Raw genomic sequence first — 20,381 nt, forward strand, 5'->3', positions numbered from 1 at the left:
CCCAAAGGCGAACATTGGAGGTAGAGTTAGTTGGGGCTTCGGCAGGCCTCAGGAGACGTGGGCGACGGTCACTTTCGTGCCGGGGTCCTGGTTAGCCACATCAACGGTGGCATCCAGCTGTTTCGCAAGCGCTTTGACAATCCCTGTGCCAAGTCCCGGTTTTGCGTCGCTCTCTGCGGCCATGCCGTTTCCGTTGTCACCCACCGTCAGCGTCCAACCTTTGTCGCTCGACGAGTAGTCGACTTGAATCTGGCCCTTCTGGTTCCGGCCGGGAAAGGCGTGCTTGAGCGCATTGATGACGAGTTCGGTGACTATCAAACCAAGACTGACAGAAACATTGGCATTCGTGACCGTGTCGTCGACCTTGGACGATAGGGAGATACGGTTTGCATCGTCGATCATTGACGCGCCGATGCTGGCGCACAAGTCGCTGAGATATTTGTTCAGTTCGACCTTATCCGCACTCTTCATCGCCAGCTGCTTTTGCAGCGTGGCAATGGACATCACCCTCTGATGGGCGTCCTGAAGATGGGTTCGAGTTTCTTCGGATTGCACTCGGCGAGCGCTTTGCATGAGAACGCTGGCGATGATTTGCAGGCTGTTCGCTACGCGATGCTGCAGTTCCTGCAGGAGGATCTGGTTGCGCCGTACCAGTTCGTCCTTGAGCTTCTCGGCCAAACGCGCGGAGGTGATGTCCGTGACCGCGAGAACAATCCGAGGCTGCTCAGCGTCGCCATACTCGAGTTTGTGTGCGTTGAGCACTAGGCAGGCAGGCTCGTGCCCTTTGCGCTTGAGGTCCATCTCGTAGGCATCGATCGAAGCCGCGTGGTCGAACGTGGCGCGAAGCAGCGAGTTCAGCTGGGGCACATCCCATTCACCGTCACCCAGAGCCGCGAGCTTCGTCCCGTTTACGGTGGCGGGATCGATCCCGAACGCGCTGCAAAACGATCCGCTTGCACCGATGACGGTCAGGTCCTCAGCGAGCAACAGCAACGGAGCCCTCGATGAAACAATCAAGGCTTTGCCGAGAGCCGTTACTGTGTCGGCCACGGGGATGGTTTCCGTCATTACCTTTGCCTTTTCCGCTGTCGCCAGTGCCGATCGAACGGCTCTGGACACCACTTCCTTGGTGAATGGCTTCACGATTAGCGGATGGTGAGGCATGCGCTTTACCACATCGGCTGGGCTACCGGTGATAAAGATCACGGGTATGGGAGGGCCATCACATATTCGGTCCACCGCATCGATCCCGCTTCCGGGGTTCAGCTGCACATCCGCGGTAATCAGGTCTGGGCATCTCATGCGCGCCGCCACGAGTGCCTGCTCTGTCGAACCTACGACGTCGAACGAGGTGAACCCGCATTCCGCCAATATGTCCTCGATGGACATCGCGATTAATGGATCATCTTCGATGACGAGTGCGTGCATTGCGGCGCTCCTTGAGTAGGGAGCGTGCCATGGCTCTCCAGCACCAATACCAAACTATGTGACTGGTGATATCCCTTCAACGGATCGGACCACTGATCGTTGCAATGCAGCGGGCGATTGCGGCGGATGGCATCGCAAGCCGACGGGTCTGAAAAGCAACCAAATTTATGGCTCCGTACATTTACGGAATGATTGCCTCGGCGGGCGGAGCAATAGCACGCTTGCGAGAGGTTGTGATGAGGCAGGACGACGCTGAATACTACCGAAGGCGGGTGTTTGCAGGAACAGCGTGCGGCGCGGGATGCGACCTGCAGTGCTGCGTGCGAACGTGCGGATCGGCCGCAACCACGCCTATCGTCGCTACTGAGAGGAGGTCACGATGAGCAGCAACTTAAGGTCGGGGACCGTCGGCTTTGCAGTTGGCATCGCCTTGGCGACAGTGGCAGCGCAGGCGGCGCAGGCAACACAAGCTATGCAAGCTGAGCATCAGATGAGCTCGCCAGGTCCGAGTGCTTCTGGAGAAACCATGGACCAGATGCACAAGATGATGTCCGATCCTGCCAAGCGCCAGCAAATGATGGAGCGCATGGCCCAGTGCCGGGACATGATGTCGATGATGATGGAACACATGAAACATGCGGGATGAAGTCGGATCCGTCCGCCCCACCCAAGTGAGAATCCCGCCATTGCGGACACTCTTCGACCGCAATTGTTATTGGCGTCAGCCCAAGCAGGGGCGCTTATGAGGCTAACGGGCGTAGTTGCCGCGATAATCCTATTGGCACTGACAGCTTACTATTTCAGCCGCCCTCATGCGAGGTTCGATACTCCGACGCTCGACTTCAACCACGCGCGCTAATGCGTGCCGTGAATTTCCGTCTTCCAGCCAAAGCAGCCATTCGAGAGTCCCGAGAACTCCCTGCCTCGCCGAGGTCGGAAAAAGCGGCCCAGGCGCTCTGCTCGTCGTCGGTGCGCAAATCCAGCTTCCATTCGCGTTGAGGCCGTCAACTGGAAGATTATCCGATCTTGAACTTCGGAACAGCCATCTCCTCTGCTGCTGGATATCTGCTTTAAGCGCCGTGCTTCGCGATGCTCCGCTTCACCATCTCGTCGATAGCGTTGTCCTCTGTGCGGGCGTCTTCGACGCGTTTGCTTGCCTTACCCTCAAGGCGCCGCTTCCTATCGTCCGAGGGTTCGACTGCGCGCTTCTTCCGCATGATCTGACCCTTTCGTAGCACTTAGGTCTTAACACGTTCATCGGTCGGCGACACATGACGCCACACGCACGTGAATGAGGTTCATCACATCAAGCCCGCAGCGCGTAAAGCATCTTCGATTGTCTTGGTGACGCCGCCAACGAGAGGATGCGAGGAAGGACGCTGCGACGATTCTCTCCCACACGCGGCTTGCGGCTCGCGATGCATGAGGACCGCCATCTCCGCCGCCTGAGCCCCGACTTCGCCGGATAACCCCCAAAAACGGCAGATCTGTCGCGTCGAGGAAATGCCAGCTTCAAGCATGTAAGGGCCGGTGACTTCGTCGGACTGTTCTCCCACTGTGCTGAGGGGCGTCCCGTGTCCCATGCCGACGATAACGTATTCTTCGACCACCTCTCTCCCTTCGGTGTTGCACCATACGCGATGGGATAGCCGCTAACATGGTCGGTCCGGGTGGGAGCTTTCCCTACTCCATGAAGGGCGCCCCACTGGTGCACGAGATCTGCCGCGTTCCTGGGGTCGACAGTTCTGTCACTGCTGCCATGCCACACCGACAGCGTCGGCCACGGTCCGGAGTGGCTCGAGGCGGATCGGACAATTTGGGAGAGTTCTCCCGCGGCCGGACTGCCCTGTCCCCGCATCCGGTCGAACGCTTCGGGGATCGACTGCGCAGTGCCAAACGGTAGCCCAGCGATTATTCCGCCGCCGGCGAAGACATCCGGATAGGTGGCGAGCATGACCGCTGCCATTGCTCCACCCGCCGACAGACCGGTAATATACACACGGGCAGGATCGGTGCCGTGGCGCGCTTGCATCTCCGCCACCATTTGCCTGATCGACAGAGCCTCCCGCTATCGCGGGTAGCGTCCGATCGTGAGAACCAATTGAAGCAAAGGTTAGGGTTATTGGACCTTTGCTGCTCCGGAAAAAGCAGGGCGAAACCATGCTCTTCCGCCGCGTGCGACCAGCCTGAGCTCCGATCGTAAACCGCCGGATTCTGCGTACATCCGTGCAGCACTACAACGAGAGGTGAGCCCCTGCGAAAGGTGCCAGGGACATAAGCCTTCGCATGGAGCGCGCCGGGGTTCGATCCGAACTGCTCAAACCCTGCAAGTCGGCTGTCTGCTCCGCCTGGGTCGGGAAAATTCAGCACTCGCATGGAAGACAAGCGGGTGATTGTATCGTGAAGGCCGCGCATCACGCATCTCCTGACCGAAAACGCCGAACTGGTTGATCAGCTCAAGATAAGGCCATTGCTGCGCTGCACAATAGAATTGCTGCAACGCAACATAAATTCCCGAGGTCAGGGATTGTCGCCGGATCGATACATCTGGTTGGGCTCAAGGTCGCGCGCACCGAGACCGCTTTGGGAGCCGATTTCACGACGAGGCGGAGGCTCAGCTAGACAAGAAATCATGTCCACGGTGGACGTTAAATGGAATATTACCTCCCGCGGCCATCCAACTTTTCTCGCACTAGGTCGACCAAACGGTCGGTGTGGTATGGTTTCGGAAGGAAGGTCCCGTGGTCCGGTATTTTGCTGTCGGGCACCCGCGCTTGGCCAGATGTGACAATCAACGCCATTTCTGGACGATCGCTGTTCACCTTATTGGCCAATTCCAAACCGTCCATCTCGCCCGGCATGTTTACGTCGGTGAAGATCAACCCAATCCGGGGATGTTCAGCCAGCACTCGCAGTGCTTCGCGGGCGTCTCCCGCTTCCCACGCCATGACCCCGCTCTCGACGATCGCATCGGCCGCAACGATTCTTACGAGCGGCTCGTCTTCGACGACGAGGACTTCACGAGGTGTTGAATGGGACATGCTCCTCCTAACAAAAGGCTCATGTCCCCGTTCCAACTGTTTCGGAGGCGCCACTTAGGACTGGCGGGCTAGAGTTGTTCTCACATATTTCAACTTGGTGGTCGGCCGGATCCTTCAATCGCACTCGGATCGGCTGGGAGCCGCATCAGACTCGAACGTTATCTCCCCCGCAGTTTGTTCCTTGATCTGCCGCTCGTAACAAGCCGCGAGTTCTTCGTGAGCCTGACGCGCTGCGTCGGAGCTCGCCGTCTGAGCTCGGCTCCGTTCGATCTGTTGCCGCCGAAATAGGTAATTCAGATCCATGCCCGATCCTTATCTTCGCGAGTACACACCCCTCGCCGGAAGAAAGTGAACGCCGGATGAGCTTGCAAATAGACGGGGCAGTATGGTCTCGACACACGACGCAAGGCGAAAGAAGGTCGTGGCTTGCGCATCTGAGAGAAACACGAAGCCTAAGCGGAAAGGCGACTAGGAAAGGCGATCCGGAGCGTAGGCCGAAGCTCGGCCTTGTCGGCCAAAGCCTGATATTGCCGAGCCAATTCTGCATGGATTGCCGCCACGTTGGCCCGCTCGGATTTCGAAGCCAGCGCGCGCTCAGCGATCGCTCGCCGGCGATAATATTCAGTATCGTTCGAAGACATCATTTATCTCCCACAGGAAGGGCGGGAGTGTGAATTCAACTCTCAGCGCCGCATTGCCAAATGAGGGCGGCGATGATGCGGAATAGCACAAACCCCGGCTATTAGCCCGACCATATTAAGATCAGTGTCGGAGCTTAGCTTGTCCAACGAAAGGCGGTGCAGGAGCCTGATCGTCGCCGTGATCGTATGTCGTTGAACTGGGTTGCGGGTGGGGCGTGTTTCGGCGGACGAAGGCTTCAGCTTCCTGCATCGTGGCGAACAGAGGTTGTCGCTCTGTGATCGTTCCAGCCGTTGCGCCGACGTCCCGGTTTACGGCACGACCAAAGTATCTCCGCTTTGTATCGAAGGTATATCATTTTGAGGGAACCGCGGGAGGTTGCCTTTCAACGCCGCGCCAAGTCGCGAGTGGAGAGTTTCCATCGTCTGACCGTTCTTTCGAAGGATCGATATATCCCCGACCTGTGCAAACTCCGTTGGCCCGCCAGCGATGCTGATCGCCTCTAGTGCGTTCACATATCTGCCCGGTGTGAATGTACCGGGACTCCTCACCTTACCGACGACTGAGAACTGATACCCGGACGGATTCTTCACGCTAACAGTGACTTGGGGGACGACGCCTCGATACTGTGGTCGCAACGCTGCGGTAATGTACCGCTCGAGGTCGGAGGGGAGTTGGCCGCCTGCCATAACCTGCCCGACCAGCGGGAATGCGAAACTACCATCGGGGAGCACTCTGACGGTTCGCTGGAGGCGATCCTCGCCCCAGACCATGACTTCAATTTCATCGCCTGGATTGATCCGGTACGCGGGACCGGCCGGCGTTGCGGGTAGAGATTGCTGGGCAGACGCCGCAGCAGATCCAAGCGCGAACAGAGTTCCGATTATAGTGCCCGTTCGACTTCTCATTCGCATAACCTTCTAAATTTTTCAGAGACTTGCGTTCAGCTAATTGCGGTTAATTGCGAATGAATGGAGCTCTGGAAGCTGGTGCTGACCTACGTCGTTCCCTTCAGTGGTCCCGAACGACATAACCAAAGGGGAAGCTGCCCCTGTATCGCCGGCGCACTGATCTCGGTCGCGTACGCGCGGTACCGGGAATGGATCTGAACAATGCCATGAAGCCGAACTCGGGCAGGGTGGTTCGCGCAGGCTTCGGACGTCAAAGCACAACTTGATTGCGATCAATGGGAGGTGGTTTCTCCCTTGGACGAATAGAAAAGGGGCGACCCCAGTGGAGCCGCCCCTTCCCATCCACGGGCGCTTCAAGACACCCGCGAAAGTCGTTCAGAAGCTTACTTGAGCTCGACGGTGCCGCCGGCTTCCTCGATCTGCTTCTTGATCTTTTCGGCTTCGTCCTTGTTGACGCCTTCCTTGACGGCCTTCGGAGCCGATTCAACGAGCGCCTTGGCTTCGCCGAGGCCGAGACCGGTGATCGCGCGAACTTCCTTGATCACGTTGATCTTCTTGCCGCCGTCGCCCGTGAGGATGACGTCGAACTCGGTCTTCTCTTCGGCGGCCGGGCCAGCGGCGGCTGCAGCGGCCGGAGCGGCGGCAACGGCGGCGGCGGCGGAGACACCCCATTTCTCTTCGAGAGCCTTGGCGAGATCCGCGGCCTCGAGGACGGTCAGTTCGGAAAGCTGGTCGACCAGCTTAGCAATGTCAGCCATTTGATACTCCTTTGCGGGGCTTCAGCCCCATATGTCGTGCGTTGATTGAAAAGGTCGGCCTTAGGCAGCCTGAGCTGCGTAGGCACCGAAGACACGGGCAAGCTGTGCGCCGGGCTCGTTGACGGTGCGTGCGATCTTCGTCGCGGGCGCCTGGATGAGGCCCACGATCGTCGCACGCAGTTCGTCGAGTGACGGAAGGGCGGCGAGCGCCTTGATCCCGTTCACGTCGAGCACGGTGTCGCCCATCGCGCCGCCAACGATTTCGAACTTGTCGTTCGTCTTGGCGAAGTCGACGGCCACCTTGGCGGCCGCGACCGGATCGACAGACGTGGCAAGCGCGGTCGGGCCCTTGAGAAGGTCCCCGATCGGCTTGTAGCGCGTGCCGTCCAGCGCAATGAGTGCAAGCCGGTTCTTCGCAACTTTGTACTGGGCGCCGGCGTCGCGCATCTTCAGACGCAGGTCCGTGGACTGCGCCACCGAGAGACCGTTGTTGCGAGTAATCACAACGACGCTTGTCTCGGTGAAGACTTGCTTCAGCTCGTCGACCAGATCGGCTTTTTGCGAACGATCCATGCCAACTCCGTATTTCGCCCGAAGCAAGCTTCGAGCGAGGTTCAACAAAAACTCGAGCGCAAGCGCCCAAGCACTTCGTGTCCGTGGGGAGTGGGTTTCGCTGGCGTTGCTTAAAAGCACTTTGCAACGCACGACGGGACACCCGCGGGCGTCTCCGAATGATTCCTGTCCCCGTCTAGGCTGCAAATTAAGGGGCTAGCCCCAGCAACTGTCTCGGACGGTTGCGCGCACCCGAAGGTCCGCGCGAACTGCGCCAGTTAGACGAGAGCGCTCGCAAGTCAAGTGTGGCGCAAAACGGGACAGCCTCTTCAACCATCAAAATTAACCAACATTGACAGTCGATTAGACGAGGCAGAGCATCCGCCAGTCGAATCGACGATCAACGAGGGGAAACGAAATGCGCGTTCAAGGCGTGCGCCTGGCGGCAATTGCCGCAGCTTCGGCTTTGGCTCTTGCCGTTCCAGCTTCTGCAAATCACAGCTGGGGCGGCTATCACTGGGCGAGCACCACGGCGGGGTCGCTGACCCTAGACGTGCTGACCTCGAATACCGCTTATTGGGATTCGGCGATCGCCGGTTCGGTTTCCGACTGGAACAGCCCCGTGGTGGGTGGCGCTCCCGACGTGCTCACGCTCCGCAGAACGGCGAGCAGCGCTGATCGCAAGCGGTGCAGTCCCATCGCGGGCAAAGCCCTGGTCTGCAACTACGCGTATGGGAAGCGCGGCTGGCTGGGCATTGCCAGCATCTGGCTCAGCAACGGCCATATCAGCCAGGCAACGACCAAGCTGAACGACAGCTACTACCAACCGGGAAGCAGGTATGACACGCCGGCTTGGCGCAACATGGTGGCTTGTCAGGAAGTCGGTCATGACTTCGGTCTCGATCACCAGGACGAGACGTTCACGAACACCAATCTTGGTACCTGCATGGATTACACGAACGATCCGACGGGCACCGCCGGCACGAACGGCACGAAGAACAATGAGCGCCCGAACTTCCACGACTATGAGGAGCTCGGGATCATCTACAACCACGCCGATTCCTTCAATTCGGCCGTTCTCGGAGCGGCGGCGACGAATTTCGGCGTCCGTGAAGTAGGCAAGGCGGTCGCGCCGGGTCTCAGCTCCGCGCCGGCCGGCGACAGCCCCGGCGACTGGGGTCGCGCAATCCGGAGCGACGCCGCCGGACGTCCGAACGTCTTCGTGAAGGACCTTGGCGCGGGGCAGAAGGTGATCACTCACGTCTTCTGGGCGCTCGAAACCAAACGTTCCGAAATCCAGTAACAGCCTCGTTTCATTAGAGCGGCGGGCTATCGGCCCGCCGCTTTTCTATCTGACACTGAAAATCAGGCGGCCCGAACCTTCCACTCCCGCCGCTGATGCTCTCCAGCGAGCTTCATACTTGCCGGTGCCGAGGTCGGGCAGCGGGATCGAATATTCATAGGTCTCTTCCGCGGAATCCACCATTGTCGGCATATCTCCGTCCGGTCCCGAAATCGTGACCTCGAGGAGGCGCGCTGGCTTGGAAAAGCGGAGCCGGAGCTCGTCGACGGGCCCAGTTACCGTTGCACCGGACTTCGGGTTGGAGCTTACGATATGCAGGCTCGCTGCGGTCTGCATGGGTTCAGCTTCCGTTGGCTGCGGGCTTGAGCAGGCACCCAACGCCAACCCTATGGCAATCGTCCAGCGGGAAAGCCGCGCTCGTTCGGTCACTGCTCCCATGCCATCTTAGTAACGCAAAACGAACTGTAATCGGATACTTGGTGAGTTAGAACGGGGCAGCCGGCAGTTGTCGGGACGGGGGAGGGTTCGTGCGGTCTCGCTATTCGATACGGCTGCTCTACGAGGCCGTCGTCGTCGTGGCGCTGGCGTCCGCCAGCCTATGGGTGCTGTACCTGTTGAATTCCTTCCAGCCCCTCGGCGCCGACTTCGCGCCCGTCTGGACCGCTGCCGCCCATCTTTCCTCGGCTTACGACATTGCTGCGATCACGCAGGCACAGCCCGATTTCACGAACCTGGGCCAGCGGCCCTTCGCCTATCCGCCGACGGCCCTGCTTTTGTTCGCGGCGCTGGGACTGCTGCCGTTTTGGCTCAGCTACGCAACCTTCACTCTTGCCGGCCTGTGGGTGTTCGTTTGGGCCGCGCTTCGGGCCGGCGCGGCATGGTGGGTCGTTGTTTTCCCTCCACTGCTCTTGCTAGCCCATATCGGCCAGCCGAGCCTTCTGGTTGGCGGCCTAATTCTCAGCGGGCTGGTGTTTCCGGCCTGCCGAGGTGTCGTGTTCGGCATTGCAGTCGCACTCAAGCCGCAGCTCTGCCTGTTTCTCCCTCTTGTCTTCCTGTTCGAGCGTGATCTTCGCGGAGCAACGATCGCCGCCGGAGTGGCGGCCGCCCTGGCGATCCTGGCGACGCTTTCGTTCGGATCTGACGCCTGGACACAGTGGATCGCGGCTGCGCGGGACCTGGTCAGCGTCGCCACGTCCAATCCGAAATTATCGCACTACATGATCAATTCGGATCCGCTGCTCTTCGCCGTCCCCGCCTTCGCGCTCGTCTGGGTCATGCGCAATTCGGAGCCGGCGTTCCTATTTGCAGCACTCATCGGGGCCGCGTTGCTCGTGTCGCCTTATGCCATGAACTACGAGACTGCCTTGCTAATCCCAGCATTCGTCTCACGGGCAAGGCCGTCGCTCTGGATCTTCGCCGTCTTGCTCGTCCTTGTCTGTTTCGTAAGTCCCCTTCCTGTGCTGGTCCTGGCCCTGCTTGCGCTGGTCCTGACGCAGGCGCGAGATGTCGCTGGACGAACCGCCGCACCAGAAGCCTGCGCTGAGTCAGTGGTGTCGTGATGGTTGCTCGGCAACCGCTCATTCGTCCCGAGCGCTACGGCTTCTTCGACAAGCTGCTGTTCGCGGTTTTCGTGCTTTTCCTGCCGCCGCTGCTGGCCAGCAAGCCCGGCCTTTTCGGCGACGGGGACGTAAGCTGGCATGTGGCGGCGGGCCGCTGGATCCTGCAAAACCGCGCGATCCCGACCACGGACCCGTTCTCGTTCACGATGGCCGGCCATCCCTGGATCGCGCACGAGTGGCTGTCCGAAGTCATCTACGCGAGCGCGTTCGACTTCGCGGGATTTGCGGGGCTGGCGGCAATCGTCGCGCTGGCGGTCACGGCGCTTCACTGGATCGTCTTCGCCCACTTGAGGAAGCGGGTCGGGCCGGTCGCAACACTGGTATCGTTCCTTGCGCTCGACCTGATCCTTGCCAAGTTCATGCTGGCGCGGCCGCACGTGCTCGTCTGGCCGCTTCTCGCGCTGTGGACCTCACTGCTCCTGGATTACCGGGACAAGGAGCAGGTCCCGCCGCTGTGGTTCGCGCTGCTGGTCACGGTGTGGACCAACCTCCACGGGAGCTTCCCGATCGCGTGGATCGTCGCGGCCCCGATCGCACTGGACGCAGTGATGTCGGCACGCTGGTCTCGGCCGGTCCTGCTGGGCTGGCTCACTTTCGGGATCGCGAGCGTCCTTGCCATGCTCCTCAATGCGAACGGACTGACGCAGCTGCTGCTGCCGCTCAACATCCTGGGAATGAAGTCCGTCTACCTTATCCAGGAATGGAACCCGAGTTCCCCGAGCATCAGTCCGCTGTTCTACGTCGTCTTGCTGGGAACGCTGGCGGTGGTGATGCTGAGAGGCGCGAAGCTCCGGCTGGGAGAGACGCTGCTCCTCCTCTTCCTGCTCGGCTGGGCCTTTTCCCAGATCCGGCATCAGAGCTGGCTGGTGATCGTCGCGACCATGGTTCTAGCGCCGCACCTCACGGGGGAGCGAGCCGCCGAGCCCCTGTTCCCGGACAAGCGGGTTCGCCGGCTCTGGGCTGGGGGAGCGTTGGCGGTCGTCGCGCTTCTTGCGCTTCTTCGGTTGTGGGTGCCTTTCGAACCGAAGCATAGCCAGACCACTCCCCAACAACTCCTCGCGCACGTGCCCGCGGAAATGAGGAGGGAGGCCGTCTTGAACGGCTACAACTTCGGCGGGCCGCTCATCCTTGCGGGCATCAAGCCTTATATCGACGGCCGGGCCGACATGTACGGCGACGCGTTCGTCCTTGAGTGGTGGGATATCGTCAGCGGCGACATGCCGAAGTTCGACAGGGCAGTTCGCAAATACGATATTCGTTGGACGCTGCTGAGCCCCAAGGAACCGCTCGTGAAGCAGCTCGACGCCTCGCCGCAATGGCGGCGCTACTATTCCGACAAGGTCGGCGTCATCCACGTCCGGCGCTGAGCCCAGGCGATCCCTGCAAGGATGAAAAGGCCGGCGAGCGAAAGGATCGCGCCCAGCCTTTCAGCAAGGGACGTCGACAACCGTAGCTCGCAGTCCTGCCCCTTGTAGCCCAGCAATTGCGTGCCCGGTTCCGGCGCGGTTTCTACCTTCTGTCCCGTACATTCGACTTCCCACGTCGGGAAGTAGAACAACCGGCCGGTGTGCTGCTTCGAAAGTTCCAGCGCCCATCGGGACGGCCAGGTGTACGGCCGCTCGCCCGGCGGGAGCATCTCGGGAACGTCGGGATGCGCGGGAAGCTCAGCGGTGGTCACTTCCGGACGGTTGGGATGCACCGCGAGGAACAAGGCGGACGGAACGAGGACCGGAACGACCGCGGCCGCGATGAGCACTCGCGGGAGAACGAGGTGGGCAACACCCGTCGCGATCGCGAACTCGGCGAGGGGGAGCAGGCGGAATGGAAACTGGACCGTGTGCAGGACGGGCAGGGTCCAGAAGCCGGGATCAACCCCGCCGCCAGGACCAGCATGATGGCGGCATAGGCGCCTCGCACCCGTTCGGTCGTGAAGAGCAAAACCACGATCGGCATGATCAGAATCAGCATCACAGCCGCGACTGCGGATCGCATGTCGGGGTTCGGGCCCGGCGCGCCCCACGCCCAGAGGCTCCAGCTCTCCGGGTTGAAGGTCGCGAGCCGCCACAGGTTCGCTGTGTCGCGATAGGGCTCGAGCAACACCGCGGGCAGGAGGAAGATCGCCGACAGGAGAATGCCCAGCGTCACCGGTATGGCCACCCGCAATAGCTTCCGTGGCTCCTTCCAGCACAGCCACACGGCATAAGGCGCGATAAGGAAGATGCTCGCGAGAAGCGCCAGCGGCACGTGGGTCAGGATCATCGCCGCATACGCGATTGCGCCCAGCACGAAGCGCCCCTCGGCCGCCCGCTTGACGCCCAGCGCAACCAGCGGAATCAGCGCGATCGCGGTGAACTCGGCGAGCGCTCCGCGGCCGTAGAAGTCGAGCACGTGATAGGGCATCGCCATGAACAGCAAGGCGCCCAGCAGCGGCGACTTCGCCGTTTCGCGAAGCCACGCGTACATCGTGAAACCAGCTAGGGCGAAGGCGCAGCAGAACACGGCGACAATGCTCCAGTAGGTCGAAAGCCCGCCAGCCCGAACAGGGCGCAGGCGTAGAAGGCGAGGGCGGGTAATAATAGAAGACCGGCGAGCCGAGCCCGCCGTGCGACAGAGGCAGCCAGCGCGGATAGAAATTGCCCTTCGCAAGCTCGGCCGTGAACTGGTCCGCCCACACCCAGTCGATCCAGAAGCTGTCGTGCGTCATCTGCGGCGACAGCAGCGCCGGGACGGTCAGTGCGACTGCCAGCGCGACGATGGCCGCGGCGTGCTTCGCGGAGATGTTCAAGGCGCTTCCCGCATCTTCGCCTTCCAATGCCGGCGGAAGATGTCGATGCTCGCGAGAACCACGCCGACCTGTGAAAGCGTGGTGCTGAAAATCATGCCCGCGCCCGCCCAGGAAATGATCGTCCCGGACCGGTTCAGGAGCATGGGCGTGATCGCGACGATCAGCGCCGTCATGTCGTAGGACAAGGCATAGGGAAGGCCGAGAAGCCCGCCGAGGCAGAGCGCCGCGACCCGGTCCAGCGGCTCCAAGCTCGTCCTGAACACCTTCCAGACGAGTACTGCACCGAGAACCAGCCCAACAAGCATGACCGGCGTCTCGAGCCCGGCCTGCATTGCCAGCGACGCCGGGGTAACGGAGCGAATGCCGATGCCCGTCTGCCGCAGGACCTCGGTGAACTGCGGCAAGGAGGCTAGCCAGTCGAACCAGGGCTGGACACCCCACAGCAGCAGGGTCGCGCCGACGGCCAGAGCGCCCGCCGCGAACGCACTTCCCAGCGCCCGCCAATCGCGCGCCGCGATGAAGGCCACCGGAAACAGGAAGACCATCTGCGGCTTGATGGCCGCGGCAATGCCGATCATCGCCCGCGCATGACGGCCCCGGCGCGGTCAGTCCGCCGAGGATCAATGCCCCAACGATCAGCGACGTCTGCCCGGTCGCGACGGCGATGACGATCGCGGGACTGAGGATCGCGAGCGCGAGCTCACGCCAGCCGATGAGCGTGCGGGCCGCGGCGAGGAACAGGATGCTGCTTATGACGACCCAGCTTCCAAGCGCCATCGGGAACGGCAGCAACCCGAACGGCTTCAGCAGCAGCAGGGTCGTCGGCGGGTAGGCGAACGGCCCGACCTTGCCGATCGCATCCACCTGCGACCTCTCCAGCGCGGACCAGTTGTAGACGTCGGCGATGGGCGCCTTTGCGGCGGCCCAGAAAACGGTGAAGTCGCCGGCGAAGCGCGGACTCGCCGCCATCTTCATGATCACCCCGACGATGATGACCGCGCCCGCGCACGCGAGCGTCAGGAGGAGGATGTAGCCCAGATCAGCTTGCGCGCGTCGACCCCGGAGCCGCGATTGCCGGCTGTCTGCGCCGTGTCCTTCCCCCGCGACCCATGCACTCTCCCCCGTCGAGCGGACATGAGACTAACAGGGTCGCGCGGTTCAGCAATCGCCTCGCAAGCACTGCCCGTCAGCCCATTGTGGAACTTCGTCGCTCTCCCGACTTTACCCCTCGGTAACGCCTCCAGGCTTATTGAACGCTAACACGGGTGAGAGGGTTGAGATTGTGAGTTTCGACATCGTGCGCCAGCGCATCGACGGCCGCCTCCGCGCTAAAGCGGCGGCGATGCTCGTTTCGATCGAGGGCGGCCTCGACCGGATCATGATGGGCTGGCTGCTGGTTGCCGGACTTGCGACCGCCACCCGCATCGCCTTCAGCCCGGTCAAGGGCACGATCGGCATCGAGGGTCTTCTTCCCTTGCTCCTGCTGGTTCTCGCGCCTTTCGCATCGATGGTGCTCGCGCTCCGCTGGTTCGCCGACGGCGAAAACCAGCCGCAGCCGCGCACCCGCCTCGCGCGCGTGGGCAAGTGGCGGACCATCCCTGCCGAGCAGGCGAAGCGGCACCACCTCTATGGCGCCGGCGGAATCATGGTCTCGCTGCTCGTCGGAATGCTTCTCAACGTGCCGATCCGCGCGCTCGAATATTGGGCGTCGATGCCCCGATCATGGGACCCGTCCCGCAGTGGCTGAGCGTCCTGCACATGATGATGACGCTGGACGTCGTCCTGCTGACCTCGCTCTACACCATCGCCTTCGTGGCCGCTCTTCGCCGAGTGCCTCTGTTCCCAAGGCTGCTGGTCGCGATCTGGCTTGTCGACCTCGCAATGCAGCTGATGATCGCCCAGGCGGTTACCGGCGCTCCGGGTCTCCCGGCGCAGGTCGGCCAGGCGCTTCACGCTTTGCTCGACGGCAACGTCAAGAAGGTGCTGATCAGCGTCGGGCTTTGGCTGCCCTACCTGCTTCTGTCGCGGCGGGTGAACGTCACCTACCGGAGCCGCGTTGCCGCCTGAAACTGATTCGGGCCGAGTCGGCTAACGACGCGGAAAACAACAGTAAATTCATTACGGCCGGACACCCTTCCTGTGTCCGGCGGGCCTCAATCTGTCCGATTTTGAAACAGGTTATCCACAGAGTGGAAAATAGTTACCGGCAAATTAATGACCTAGAATCAACGGTTTAACTTTCGTTAAGGTGACGGATTAGTTTAACGAGAATTAAATCCTCATGCTTGACAGAGTCCTAAGGCGAGCGCAGCCCTTGTGACAGCCGAGCGGCCTTGGGGGCAGTTCGACGGTGTCCTGTTGGGTCGAAGTTGCTTTTCGTGACCCTGACATCGGCGAAAGGCGTCAGCCACTTTCCTCAGATCGCAAAGGCGAGTTCCGCGCCACGGTGCGGAAAGTACTCGAGGGAAGGAAATACACATGTCGACTTTCATCAAGATGATCCGTGACGAGTCGGGCGCATCGGCGGCCGAATATGCGCTCATTCTCGCCATCGTTGGCACCGGCATCGCCGTTGCGGCCCTGTTCCTGGGCGGCACCATCGGCAACGCTGTCAACGGCGCGGGCAACTGCATCAACAGCCCGAGCGCAGCCAACTGCTAATCGGGTGATTTCAGCGCAGCCGCGCCTTTCGGGCGCGGCTGTAAGCTGGGAGGGAAAGCAAATGACCGCATTCATGAAGATGATGCGTGATGAGAGCGGTGCGTCGGCTGCCGAATATGCCCTGATCCTCGCGATCGTGGGTACCGGCATCGCCATTGCCGCACTCTTCCTTGGCGGGGCCATCGGCAACACGATGAACGGTGCAGGCACCTGCATCAACAACCCGAGTGCCGCGAATTGTTAAGCGTTCGGGGCCGTTCCTTGGGAGCGGTCCCCACTATCTTGTTGGAATCAATGATGGCATGATCCGCAGGGATCATTTGGCGGGGGCCTAGATGAGACGGCAGACGATGATAGCGCTGGCAGTGGCGCTGGTTCTGGGGATTTTGGCGGTCTATCTCGCCAACGCTTACATTGGCCGAACCGACCAGAGGGTCGCGGCACTTCAGACAGGAACGACCAAGGTTGCCGTCGCAGCCATTCCACTGGACTATGGAACCGAGCTTACGCCCGACAAGGTTAAGTTCGTCGATTATCCGAGCGCCAGCCTGCCCGTCGGCATCTTCTCGAATTACAACCAGCTCGCGCCCACAGGTAAGAAGCGCGTCGTGCTTCGACCGATCGCGGTCAACGAGCCGATCATGGCGACGAAGCTGGCAGGCGAGGGCCTTGGCCCGTCGATCGCCTACCTCCTGCCCGACGGCATGCGCGCCGCGGCAGTCCGCATCAACGACGTGTCCGGCGTCGCTGGCTTCGTCCAGCCGATGGACACGGTGGACGTCCTGATCACGCGCTCGCTCCCGGGCGCCGAGAATCGCCAGGTGACCGACGTCCTGCTGCAGGCCGTCAAGGTCATCGCCATCGACCAGAACGCACAGGGTGCGGACGGCAAGCCGATCGTCGCCAAGACGGCGACCCTCGAAGTCAATCCGACGGACGCGCAGAAGCTCGCGCTCGCGCAGCAGGTCGGCCAGCTCAGCCTGGTACTCAGGAAGCCCGGCGAACAGCAGGATCTCGGCCGCGTCGCAACCGTCAGCATGAACGACCTTCGCTATTCCTATTACGGTGGCGCTGCGCCGGCCGCCGCGCCTGCGCAGGTCACCAGCGCGGCCGCTCCGCGCCGCGTCATCATCCGCCGGCCCGCGCCTGTGCGCTCCGCGCCGCCGCGGCCTGTTACCAATAGTGTCGAAGTTGTCCGGGGCACCACGGGCAGCAATTATGAAGTGGGGGGTTATGGGTCGTGATCTTTTGGGGAGGGTCGCGCTTGCCGCGGTAGCCCTCGCGGCAGTTGGCGTCTCCACGCCGGTCCTCGCTCAGGCCAGCGCCATCACGGTCGCTGAAGGGGTCCACGCCGGCGAAGTCGCCGTTCCCGTCAACAAGAGCCAGGTGATCCGGTCGGATCGGCCCTACGCCAAGGCGCTGATCGGAAGCCCGAGATCGCGGACGTCCTGCCGCTGACGGACAGCTCGCTCTACGTCCTCGGCAAGAAGATGGGGACCACCAGCCTCACGCTTTACGACCGCAGCAACACGCTGATCGCGGTCGTCGATGTCGTGGTCGGTCCGGACGTCATCACACTTCGCCGCCAGCTTTCCGAGCTGATGCCGGTCGAAGGCATTGGCGCCCGCATCTCAAATGACTCGATCGTTCTCGAAGGCGTCGTTCCCGATGCCGTCGCGGCCGACCGTGCGGTCCAGATCGCCGAGAGCTATGCTCCGGGCAAGGTCATCAACCTGCTCTCGATCGGATCGTCGCAGCAGGTCATGCTCGAAGTCCGCTTCTCCGAGATCAAGCGCTCGGCGCTCAAGAACCTCGGCGTCAGCTGGTTCTTTGGAAGCGACGGCGGCAAGCTCGACGGCGTGATCGGCGGCGGCGCTGCTGTCCGGCCGATCATCGACCAGGAAACCGGCGCGATTACCGGCAGCCAGAAGACGCTGGAAGCCGTTCAGGGAAGCTACGGGATCGTATCCCGCGCCTTCCGCGCACTCGGTTCCAACTTCGAGGTCCAGCTCGACGCGCTCGAGCGCAAGGGCGCGGTGACGACGCTTGCGGAGCCGACCCTGGTCGCTCTGTCGGGTGAGACCGCGAGCTTCCTCGCCGGCGGCGAGTTCCCGGTTCCGGTCATCCAGAATTCGGGTGGCGGCGGTGGCGCCGGCGGTGGCGGTAACAACAATGCTATCACCGTCGAGTGGAAGCCGTTCGGCGTCAGCCTCGCCTTCACTCCGACCGTGCTTGCCGACGGCGTCATCAACATGGTGGTCGCTCCGGAAGTCAGCTCGATCGATCCGTCCGCGGCGATCGTCATCAACGGCCTGTCCATTCCGGGCCTGCAGACCCGCCGGGCGAAAACGACGATCGAGCTCCGTGACGGCGAGAGCTTCGCGCTTGCCGGACTTCTCCGCCGCGACTTCCAGGATACGGTTCGACAGATCCCGCTGCTCGGCTCGATCCCGATCATCGGCAGCCTGTTCCGCTCATCCGGCTTCCAGAAGGAAGAGACGGAACTGGTCATGATCGTCACGCCGCGGCTGGTTCGCCCGGTTCGCGCCGGCACGCTCCGCGGCCCGACCGATCGGGTCAAGCCGCCGAACGAGGCCGACCTGTTCCTAGGCGGCCGCACGGACACCGGCGTTCCGGTCGCTCCGGAATTCAATCCGCCGCCGTTCGGGCAGCCGCTTTCGGCTACGCCGCCTGCCGCGCCCGGTGGATCGGCACAGCGCAAGCCGACCGGTTTCGAGAAGGAGTATGGACATGTCCTCTAGGCTGCTTCTCGCGCCGCTCGCGTTCGGCCTCCTGGCCGGCTGCAATACCGTCAACCCGCAGACCGGATCGGTCGACCCGGGCTTTGGTGAGGCGGTCAAGTACGATCAGGCCGTCCAGACGATCGATCCGGACCCTGTCTATGCGGCCGACGCCGCACAGCCGGGCGACCATGGCGACAAGGGTGCCGCCGCGGTGAAGCGCTATCGGACAGATACCGTGAAGCAGGTTGAACAGGTGCAAACCACCTCGGGCAGCGGCAGCGGTCCCAAGTAAGGATGAGGAGAGATGCGGCGCTTGCTTCGGAACTTTCTTCGTAGCGATACGGGCAGCGTCGCGCCCACCGTCGGGCTGTCGCTTTTTGCATTGATTGCCGCCGGCGGGCTCGCGTTCGATTACGCGCGTGTCGCGACCATGGACACGGAGCTTCAGAACGCTGCCGACCAGGCGGCGCTCTCCGCGGCCACCCAACTCGACGGCGAGACCGGCGCGAGGGATCGCGCACGTGCAGCGGCAAAGACGCTGATCTCGAACTCGACTCTGATGGCCAACGACAACGCGGCCTCGGGCCTCGCGGTCGGAATCCAGGACGCGAACATCACCTTCTACGCGACCTATACCAACCCGACGACGTTCACTCTGGCTACGGGCGACGCCGACGCGAACATCGTCCAGGTGCAAGTCGATGCACGCACCGCGAATTACGCCTTCACCCCGATCGTCGCCGCCTTCGCAGGAACGACGAATGCCAAAGCCGTCGCGGGCCTCAGCAGCGCGATCTGCGGCGTGGTACCCTTCTTCATCTGCAATCCAACCGAGCCTGTCGGCAATACGGACGTCAATCTTCCGCCCGGTGGCGTGAACCCTGGAACAGGTATCGTCATGGCCGAGGGCGGAGCTCAATGGGGTCCGGGCAACTTCGGTTTCCTCGACCAGTTGGGCCAGGGTGCCAACACCGTCGCGGAGGCTCTCGCTTCCAACTCGCTGCTCGGCAATTGCTCCGGCACCGAGCAAGTAACGACCGAGACGGGCAATATCCTGAACGCCGTCCGCGATTCCCTCAACATGCGGTATGACTTCAAGCCGGTAGCCGCATCGACCTGCAAGAGCCCGCCATGCTCGCCGTCCTCCAACTCCACGAAGGACGTCGTGCTGGATAACGGGCTCAGCACGTGCGTCTGGAAGCAGAACCCGGTCACCGCCGTGGCCGACATGGCGAGCACTACTCCGCCGCGCTATTTTCCGAACTCGCCGATCGCCGATCTTCCGACGGGTACCGTTCCAGGGATCATGGGATACCCACGCGATCGCTGCCATTATTTCAAAACGACAGCCAATCCGGCGACCTTCCCGTTTTGCACTTATGGCCGCGTCGGCGACGGCAATTGGGACCGGGGCGCCTATTTCCGCACCAACCATCTCGGCGTCGATTACACGACGGAGCCGGGCCTCGATGCGAATGGCGACGGGATCGTGACTCGCTACGAAACCTATATGTGGGAGGCGGCCGATCCGACAAATCGCCTGCCGACCACCGGCAAGCCTGGCAATGGCGGCACGACGGCCTATGGCCAGCCCCAGAACCGCTGCCTCGCTCCAGGCGTGGCTCCCGATGCCGCCGGCATCGACCGCCGTCGCATTACTGCTGCGGTGGTAAACTGCCGCAGGGTCGCCGCCACGACGGGCCTCAATGGAAAGAGGAATTTGCCAGTCGCCGGCTTCATCGACGTATTCCTCGTCGAGCCGAGCATCGACCGCAACAAATGCCCCGGCTGCACCGTCAGCTACGGCGGCACGAACTACGACAATGCGTACGGAAGCCGGAACGACATTTATGTCGAAGTCATCGGCGCCTCGGGCACGGGTGAAGGCGGCGCAATCCCACAAATCAGCCGGCGCGACGTTCCGCGCCTGATCGAGTAGC

General features: G+C 62.0%; 23 protein-coding genes and 2 pseudogenes. 13 read left to right on the forward strand and 12 right to left on the reverse strand.

The genetic code is table 11. The features are described 5' to 3' along the window. Positions 1-48 precede the first annotated feature (48 nt). Positions 49-1,428: a sensor histidine kinase gene (locus tag H9L14_RS02765; protein WP_187709140.1), complete on the reverse strand. Its 1,380-nt coding sequence runs from the start codon at positions 1,426-1,428 to the stop codon at positions 49-51. A 379-nt stretch (positions 1,429-1,807) separates the two neighbouring features. On the opposite strand from H9L14_RS02765, the gene H9L14_RS02770 reads away from it, so the two are divergent. After that, on the forward strand, positions 1,808-2,074 hold the full coding sequence (locus H9L14_RS02770) for a hypothetical protein (protein ID WP_187709141.1): 267 nt from the start codon (positions 1,808-1,810) through the stop codon (positions 2,072-2,074). Between the two features lie 660 nt (positions 2,075-2,734). Here H9L14_RS02770 and H9L14_RS02775 read toward each other — a convergent pair. The 6 genes and pseudogenes from H9L14_RS02775 to rplJ all read right to left on the reverse strand — a co-directional run bounded on the left by H9L14_RS02775 (position 2,735) and on the right by rplJ (position 7,350). After that, a complete protein-coding gene (locus tag H9L14_RS02775; RefSeq protein ID WP_425506894.1) occupies positions 2,735-3,472 on the reverse strand; it encodes an extracellular catalytic domain type 1 short-chain-length polyhydroxyalkanoate depolymerase in 738 nt (245 codons plus the stop codon). 92 nt (positions 3,473-3,564) lie between these two features. After that, a pseudogene (locus tag H9L14_RS17275) lies at positions 3,565-3,843 on the reverse strand (PHB depolymerase family esterase); the annotation flags it as partial. Positions 3,844-4,088: 245 nt separating this feature from the next. Continuing rightward, the gene (locus H9L14_RS02780) at positions 4,089-4,469 is read right to left on the reverse strand and encodes a response regulator (protein WP_187709142.1); all 381 of its coding nucleotides are present in this window, start codon (positions 4,467-4,469) and stop codon (positions 4,089-4,091) included. A gap of 950 nt (positions 4,470-5,419) precedes the next feature. Beyond that, positions 5,420-6,022 (reverse strand): polysaccharide biosynthesis/export family protein, encoded by a 603-nt coding sequence (locus H9L14_RS02785; protein ID WP_343070217.1) that lies wholly within the window; start codon positions 6,020-6,022, stop codon positions 5,420-5,422. A 380-nt stretch (positions 6,023-6,402) separates the two neighbouring features. Next, positions 6,403-6,777, reverse strand: a complete 375-nt coding sequence (gene rplL, locus H9L14_RS02790; protein WP_187709144.1) for a 50S ribosomal protein L7/L12 — start codon at positions 6,775-6,777, stop codon at positions 6,403-6,405. 60 nt (positions 6,778-6,837) lie between these two features. Beyond that, positions 6,838-7,350: a 50S ribosomal protein L10 gene (rplJ, locus tag H9L14_RS02795; protein WP_187709145.1), complete on the reverse strand. Its 513-nt coding sequence runs from the start codon at positions 7,348-7,350 to the stop codon at positions 6,838-6,840. Between the two features lie 397 nt (positions 7,351-7,747). Here rplJ and H9L14_RS02800 point away from each other — a divergent pair, with 397 nt between their 5' ends. Then, positions 7,748-8,632: a hypothetical protein gene (locus H9L14_RS02800; protein WP_187709146.1), complete on the forward strand. Its 885-nt coding sequence runs from the start codon at positions 7,748-7,750 to the stop codon at positions 8,630-8,632. A 45-nt stretch (positions 8,633-8,677) separates the two neighbouring features. On the opposite strand, the gene H9L14_RS02805 is transcribed toward H9L14_RS02800, so the two are convergent. After that, positions 8,678-8,968, reverse strand: a complete 291-nt coding sequence (locus H9L14_RS02805) for a copper resistance CopC family protein (RefSeq protein WP_187709147.1) — start codon at positions 8,966-8,968, stop codon at positions 8,678-8,680. Positions 8,969-9,159: 191 nt separating this feature from the next. Between H9L14_RS02805 and H9L14_RS02810 the strand changes: the two genes are divergently transcribed. Then, positions 9,160-10,191 (forward strand): glycosyltransferase family 87 protein, encoded by a 1,032-nt coding sequence (locus tag H9L14_RS02810; protein WP_187709148.1) that lies wholly within the window; start codon positions 9,160-9,162, stop codon positions 10,189-10,191. Then, positions 10,191-11,618 carry a hypothetical protein gene (locus tag H9L14_RS02815; RefSeq protein WP_187709149.1) on the forward strand — a complete coding sequence of 476 codons (1,428 nt, stop codon included), beginning with the start codon at positions 10,191-10,193 and terminating at the stop codon, positions 11,616-11,618. The genes H9L14_RS02810 and H9L14_RS02815 overlap by 1 nt, the downstream gene beginning before the upstream one ends. Here the strand turns inward: H9L14_RS02815 and H9L14_RS02820 are convergent. The 4 genes and pseudogenes from H9L14_RS02820 to H9L14_RS17280 all read right to left on the reverse strand — a co-directional run. Further along, positions 11,579-11,962: a hypothetical protein gene (locus tag H9L14_RS02820; RefSeq protein WP_222950001.1), complete on the reverse strand. Its 384-nt coding sequence runs from the start codon at positions 11,960-11,962 to the stop codon at positions 11,579-11,581. The two genes, H9L14_RS02815 and H9L14_RS02820, sit on opposite strands and share 40 nt — an antisense overlap. After that, positions 11,926-12,714 carry a glycosyltransferase family protein gene (locus tag H9L14_RS02825; protein ID WP_187709150.1) on the reverse strand — a complete coding sequence of 263 codons (789 nt, stop codon included), beginning with the start codon at positions 12,712-12,714 and terminating at the stop codon, positions 11,926-11,928. The genes H9L14_RS02820 and H9L14_RS02825 overlap by 37 nt, the downstream gene beginning before the upstream one ends. 318 nt (positions 12,715-13,032) lie before the next feature. After that, the gene (locus tag H9L14_RS02830; protein WP_187709151.1) at positions 13,033-13,614 is read right to left on the reverse strand and encodes a glycosyltransferase family 87 protein; all 582 of its coding nucleotides are present in this window, start codon (positions 13,612-13,614) and stop codon (positions 13,033-13,035) included. 31 nt (positions 13,615-13,645) lie between these two features. Continuing rightward, a pseudogene (locus H9L14_RS17280) lies at positions 13,646-14,011 on the reverse strand (glycosyltransferase 87 family protein); the annotation flags it as partial. A 307-nt stretch (positions 14,012-14,318) separates the two neighbouring features. Here H9L14_RS17280 and H9L14_RS02840 point away from each other — a divergent pair. The 9 genes from H9L14_RS02840 (at position 14,319) to H9L14_RS02875 (ending at position 20,380) form a co-directional block, all read left to right on the forward strand. Next, positions 14,319-14,783 (forward strand): hypothetical protein, encoded by a 465-nt coding sequence (locus H9L14_RS02840; RefSeq protein ID WP_187709152.1) that lies wholly within the window; start codon positions 14,319-14,321, stop codon positions 14,781-14,783. A gap of 11 nt (positions 14,784-14,794) precedes the next feature. Then, complete coding sequence (locus H9L14_RS02845) at positions 14,795-15,103, forward strand: DUF2569 family protein (protein WP_187709153.1); 309 nt, start codon at positions 14,795-14,797, stop codon at positions 15,101-15,103. A 411-nt stretch (positions 15,104-15,514) separates the two neighbouring features. Next, positions 15,515-15,697: a Flp family type IVb pilin gene (locus H9L14_RS02850; RefSeq protein WP_246444364.1), complete on the forward strand. Its 183-nt coding sequence runs from the start codon at positions 15,515-15,517 to the stop codon at positions 15,695-15,697. A 61-nt stretch (positions 15,698-15,758) separates the two neighbouring features. Continuing rightward, positions 15,759-15,941 carry a Flp family type IVb pilin gene (locus H9L14_RS02855; RefSeq protein ID WP_246444365.1) on the forward strand — a complete coding sequence of 61 codons (183 nt, stop codon included), beginning with the start codon at positions 15,759-15,761 and terminating at the stop codon, positions 15,939-15,941. 91 nt (positions 15,942-16,032) lie between these two features. After that, positions 16,033-16,941, forward strand: a complete 909-nt coding sequence (gene cpaB, locus H9L14_RS02860; RefSeq protein ID WP_222949901.1) for a Flp pilus assembly protein CpaB — start codon at positions 16,033-16,035, stop codon at positions 16,939-16,941. After that, the gene (locus H9L14_RS15485; RefSeq protein WP_246444366.1) at positions 16,916-17,155 is read left to right on the forward strand and encodes a hypothetical protein; all 240 of its coding nucleotides are present in this window, start codon (positions 16,916-16,918) and stop codon (positions 17,153-17,155) included. Before cpaB ends, H9L14_RS15485 begins: the two co-directional genes overlap by 26 nt. Positions 17,156-17,187: 32 nt before the next feature. Then, on the forward strand, positions 17,188-18,459 hold the full coding sequence (locus tag H9L14_RS02865; protein WP_246444367.1) for a type II and III secretion system protein family protein: 1,272 nt from the start codon (positions 17,188-17,190) through the stop codon (positions 18,457-18,459). Continuing rightward, positions 18,449-18,733 carry a hypothetical protein gene (locus H9L14_RS02870; RefSeq protein WP_187709155.1) on the forward strand — a complete coding sequence of 95 codons (285 nt, stop codon included), beginning with the start codon at positions 18,449-18,451 and terminating at the stop codon, positions 18,731-18,733. Before H9L14_RS02865 ends, H9L14_RS02870 begins: the two co-directional genes overlap by 11 nt. A gap of 12 nt (positions 18,734-18,745) precedes the next feature. After that, complete coding sequence (locus tag H9L14_RS02875; RefSeq protein WP_187709156.1) at positions 18,746-20,380, forward strand: pilus assembly protein TadG-related protein; 1,635 nt, start codon at positions 18,746-18,748, stop codon at positions 20,378-20,380. Position 20,381 lies beyond the last annotated feature (1 nt).

Origin of the sequence: Sphingomonas sediminicola (genome assembly GCF_014489515.1) — a bacterium.
Lineage (GTDB): Bacteria > Pseudomonadota > Alphaproteobacteria > Sphingomonadales > Sphingomonadaceae > Sphingomicrobium > Sphingomicrobium sediminicola.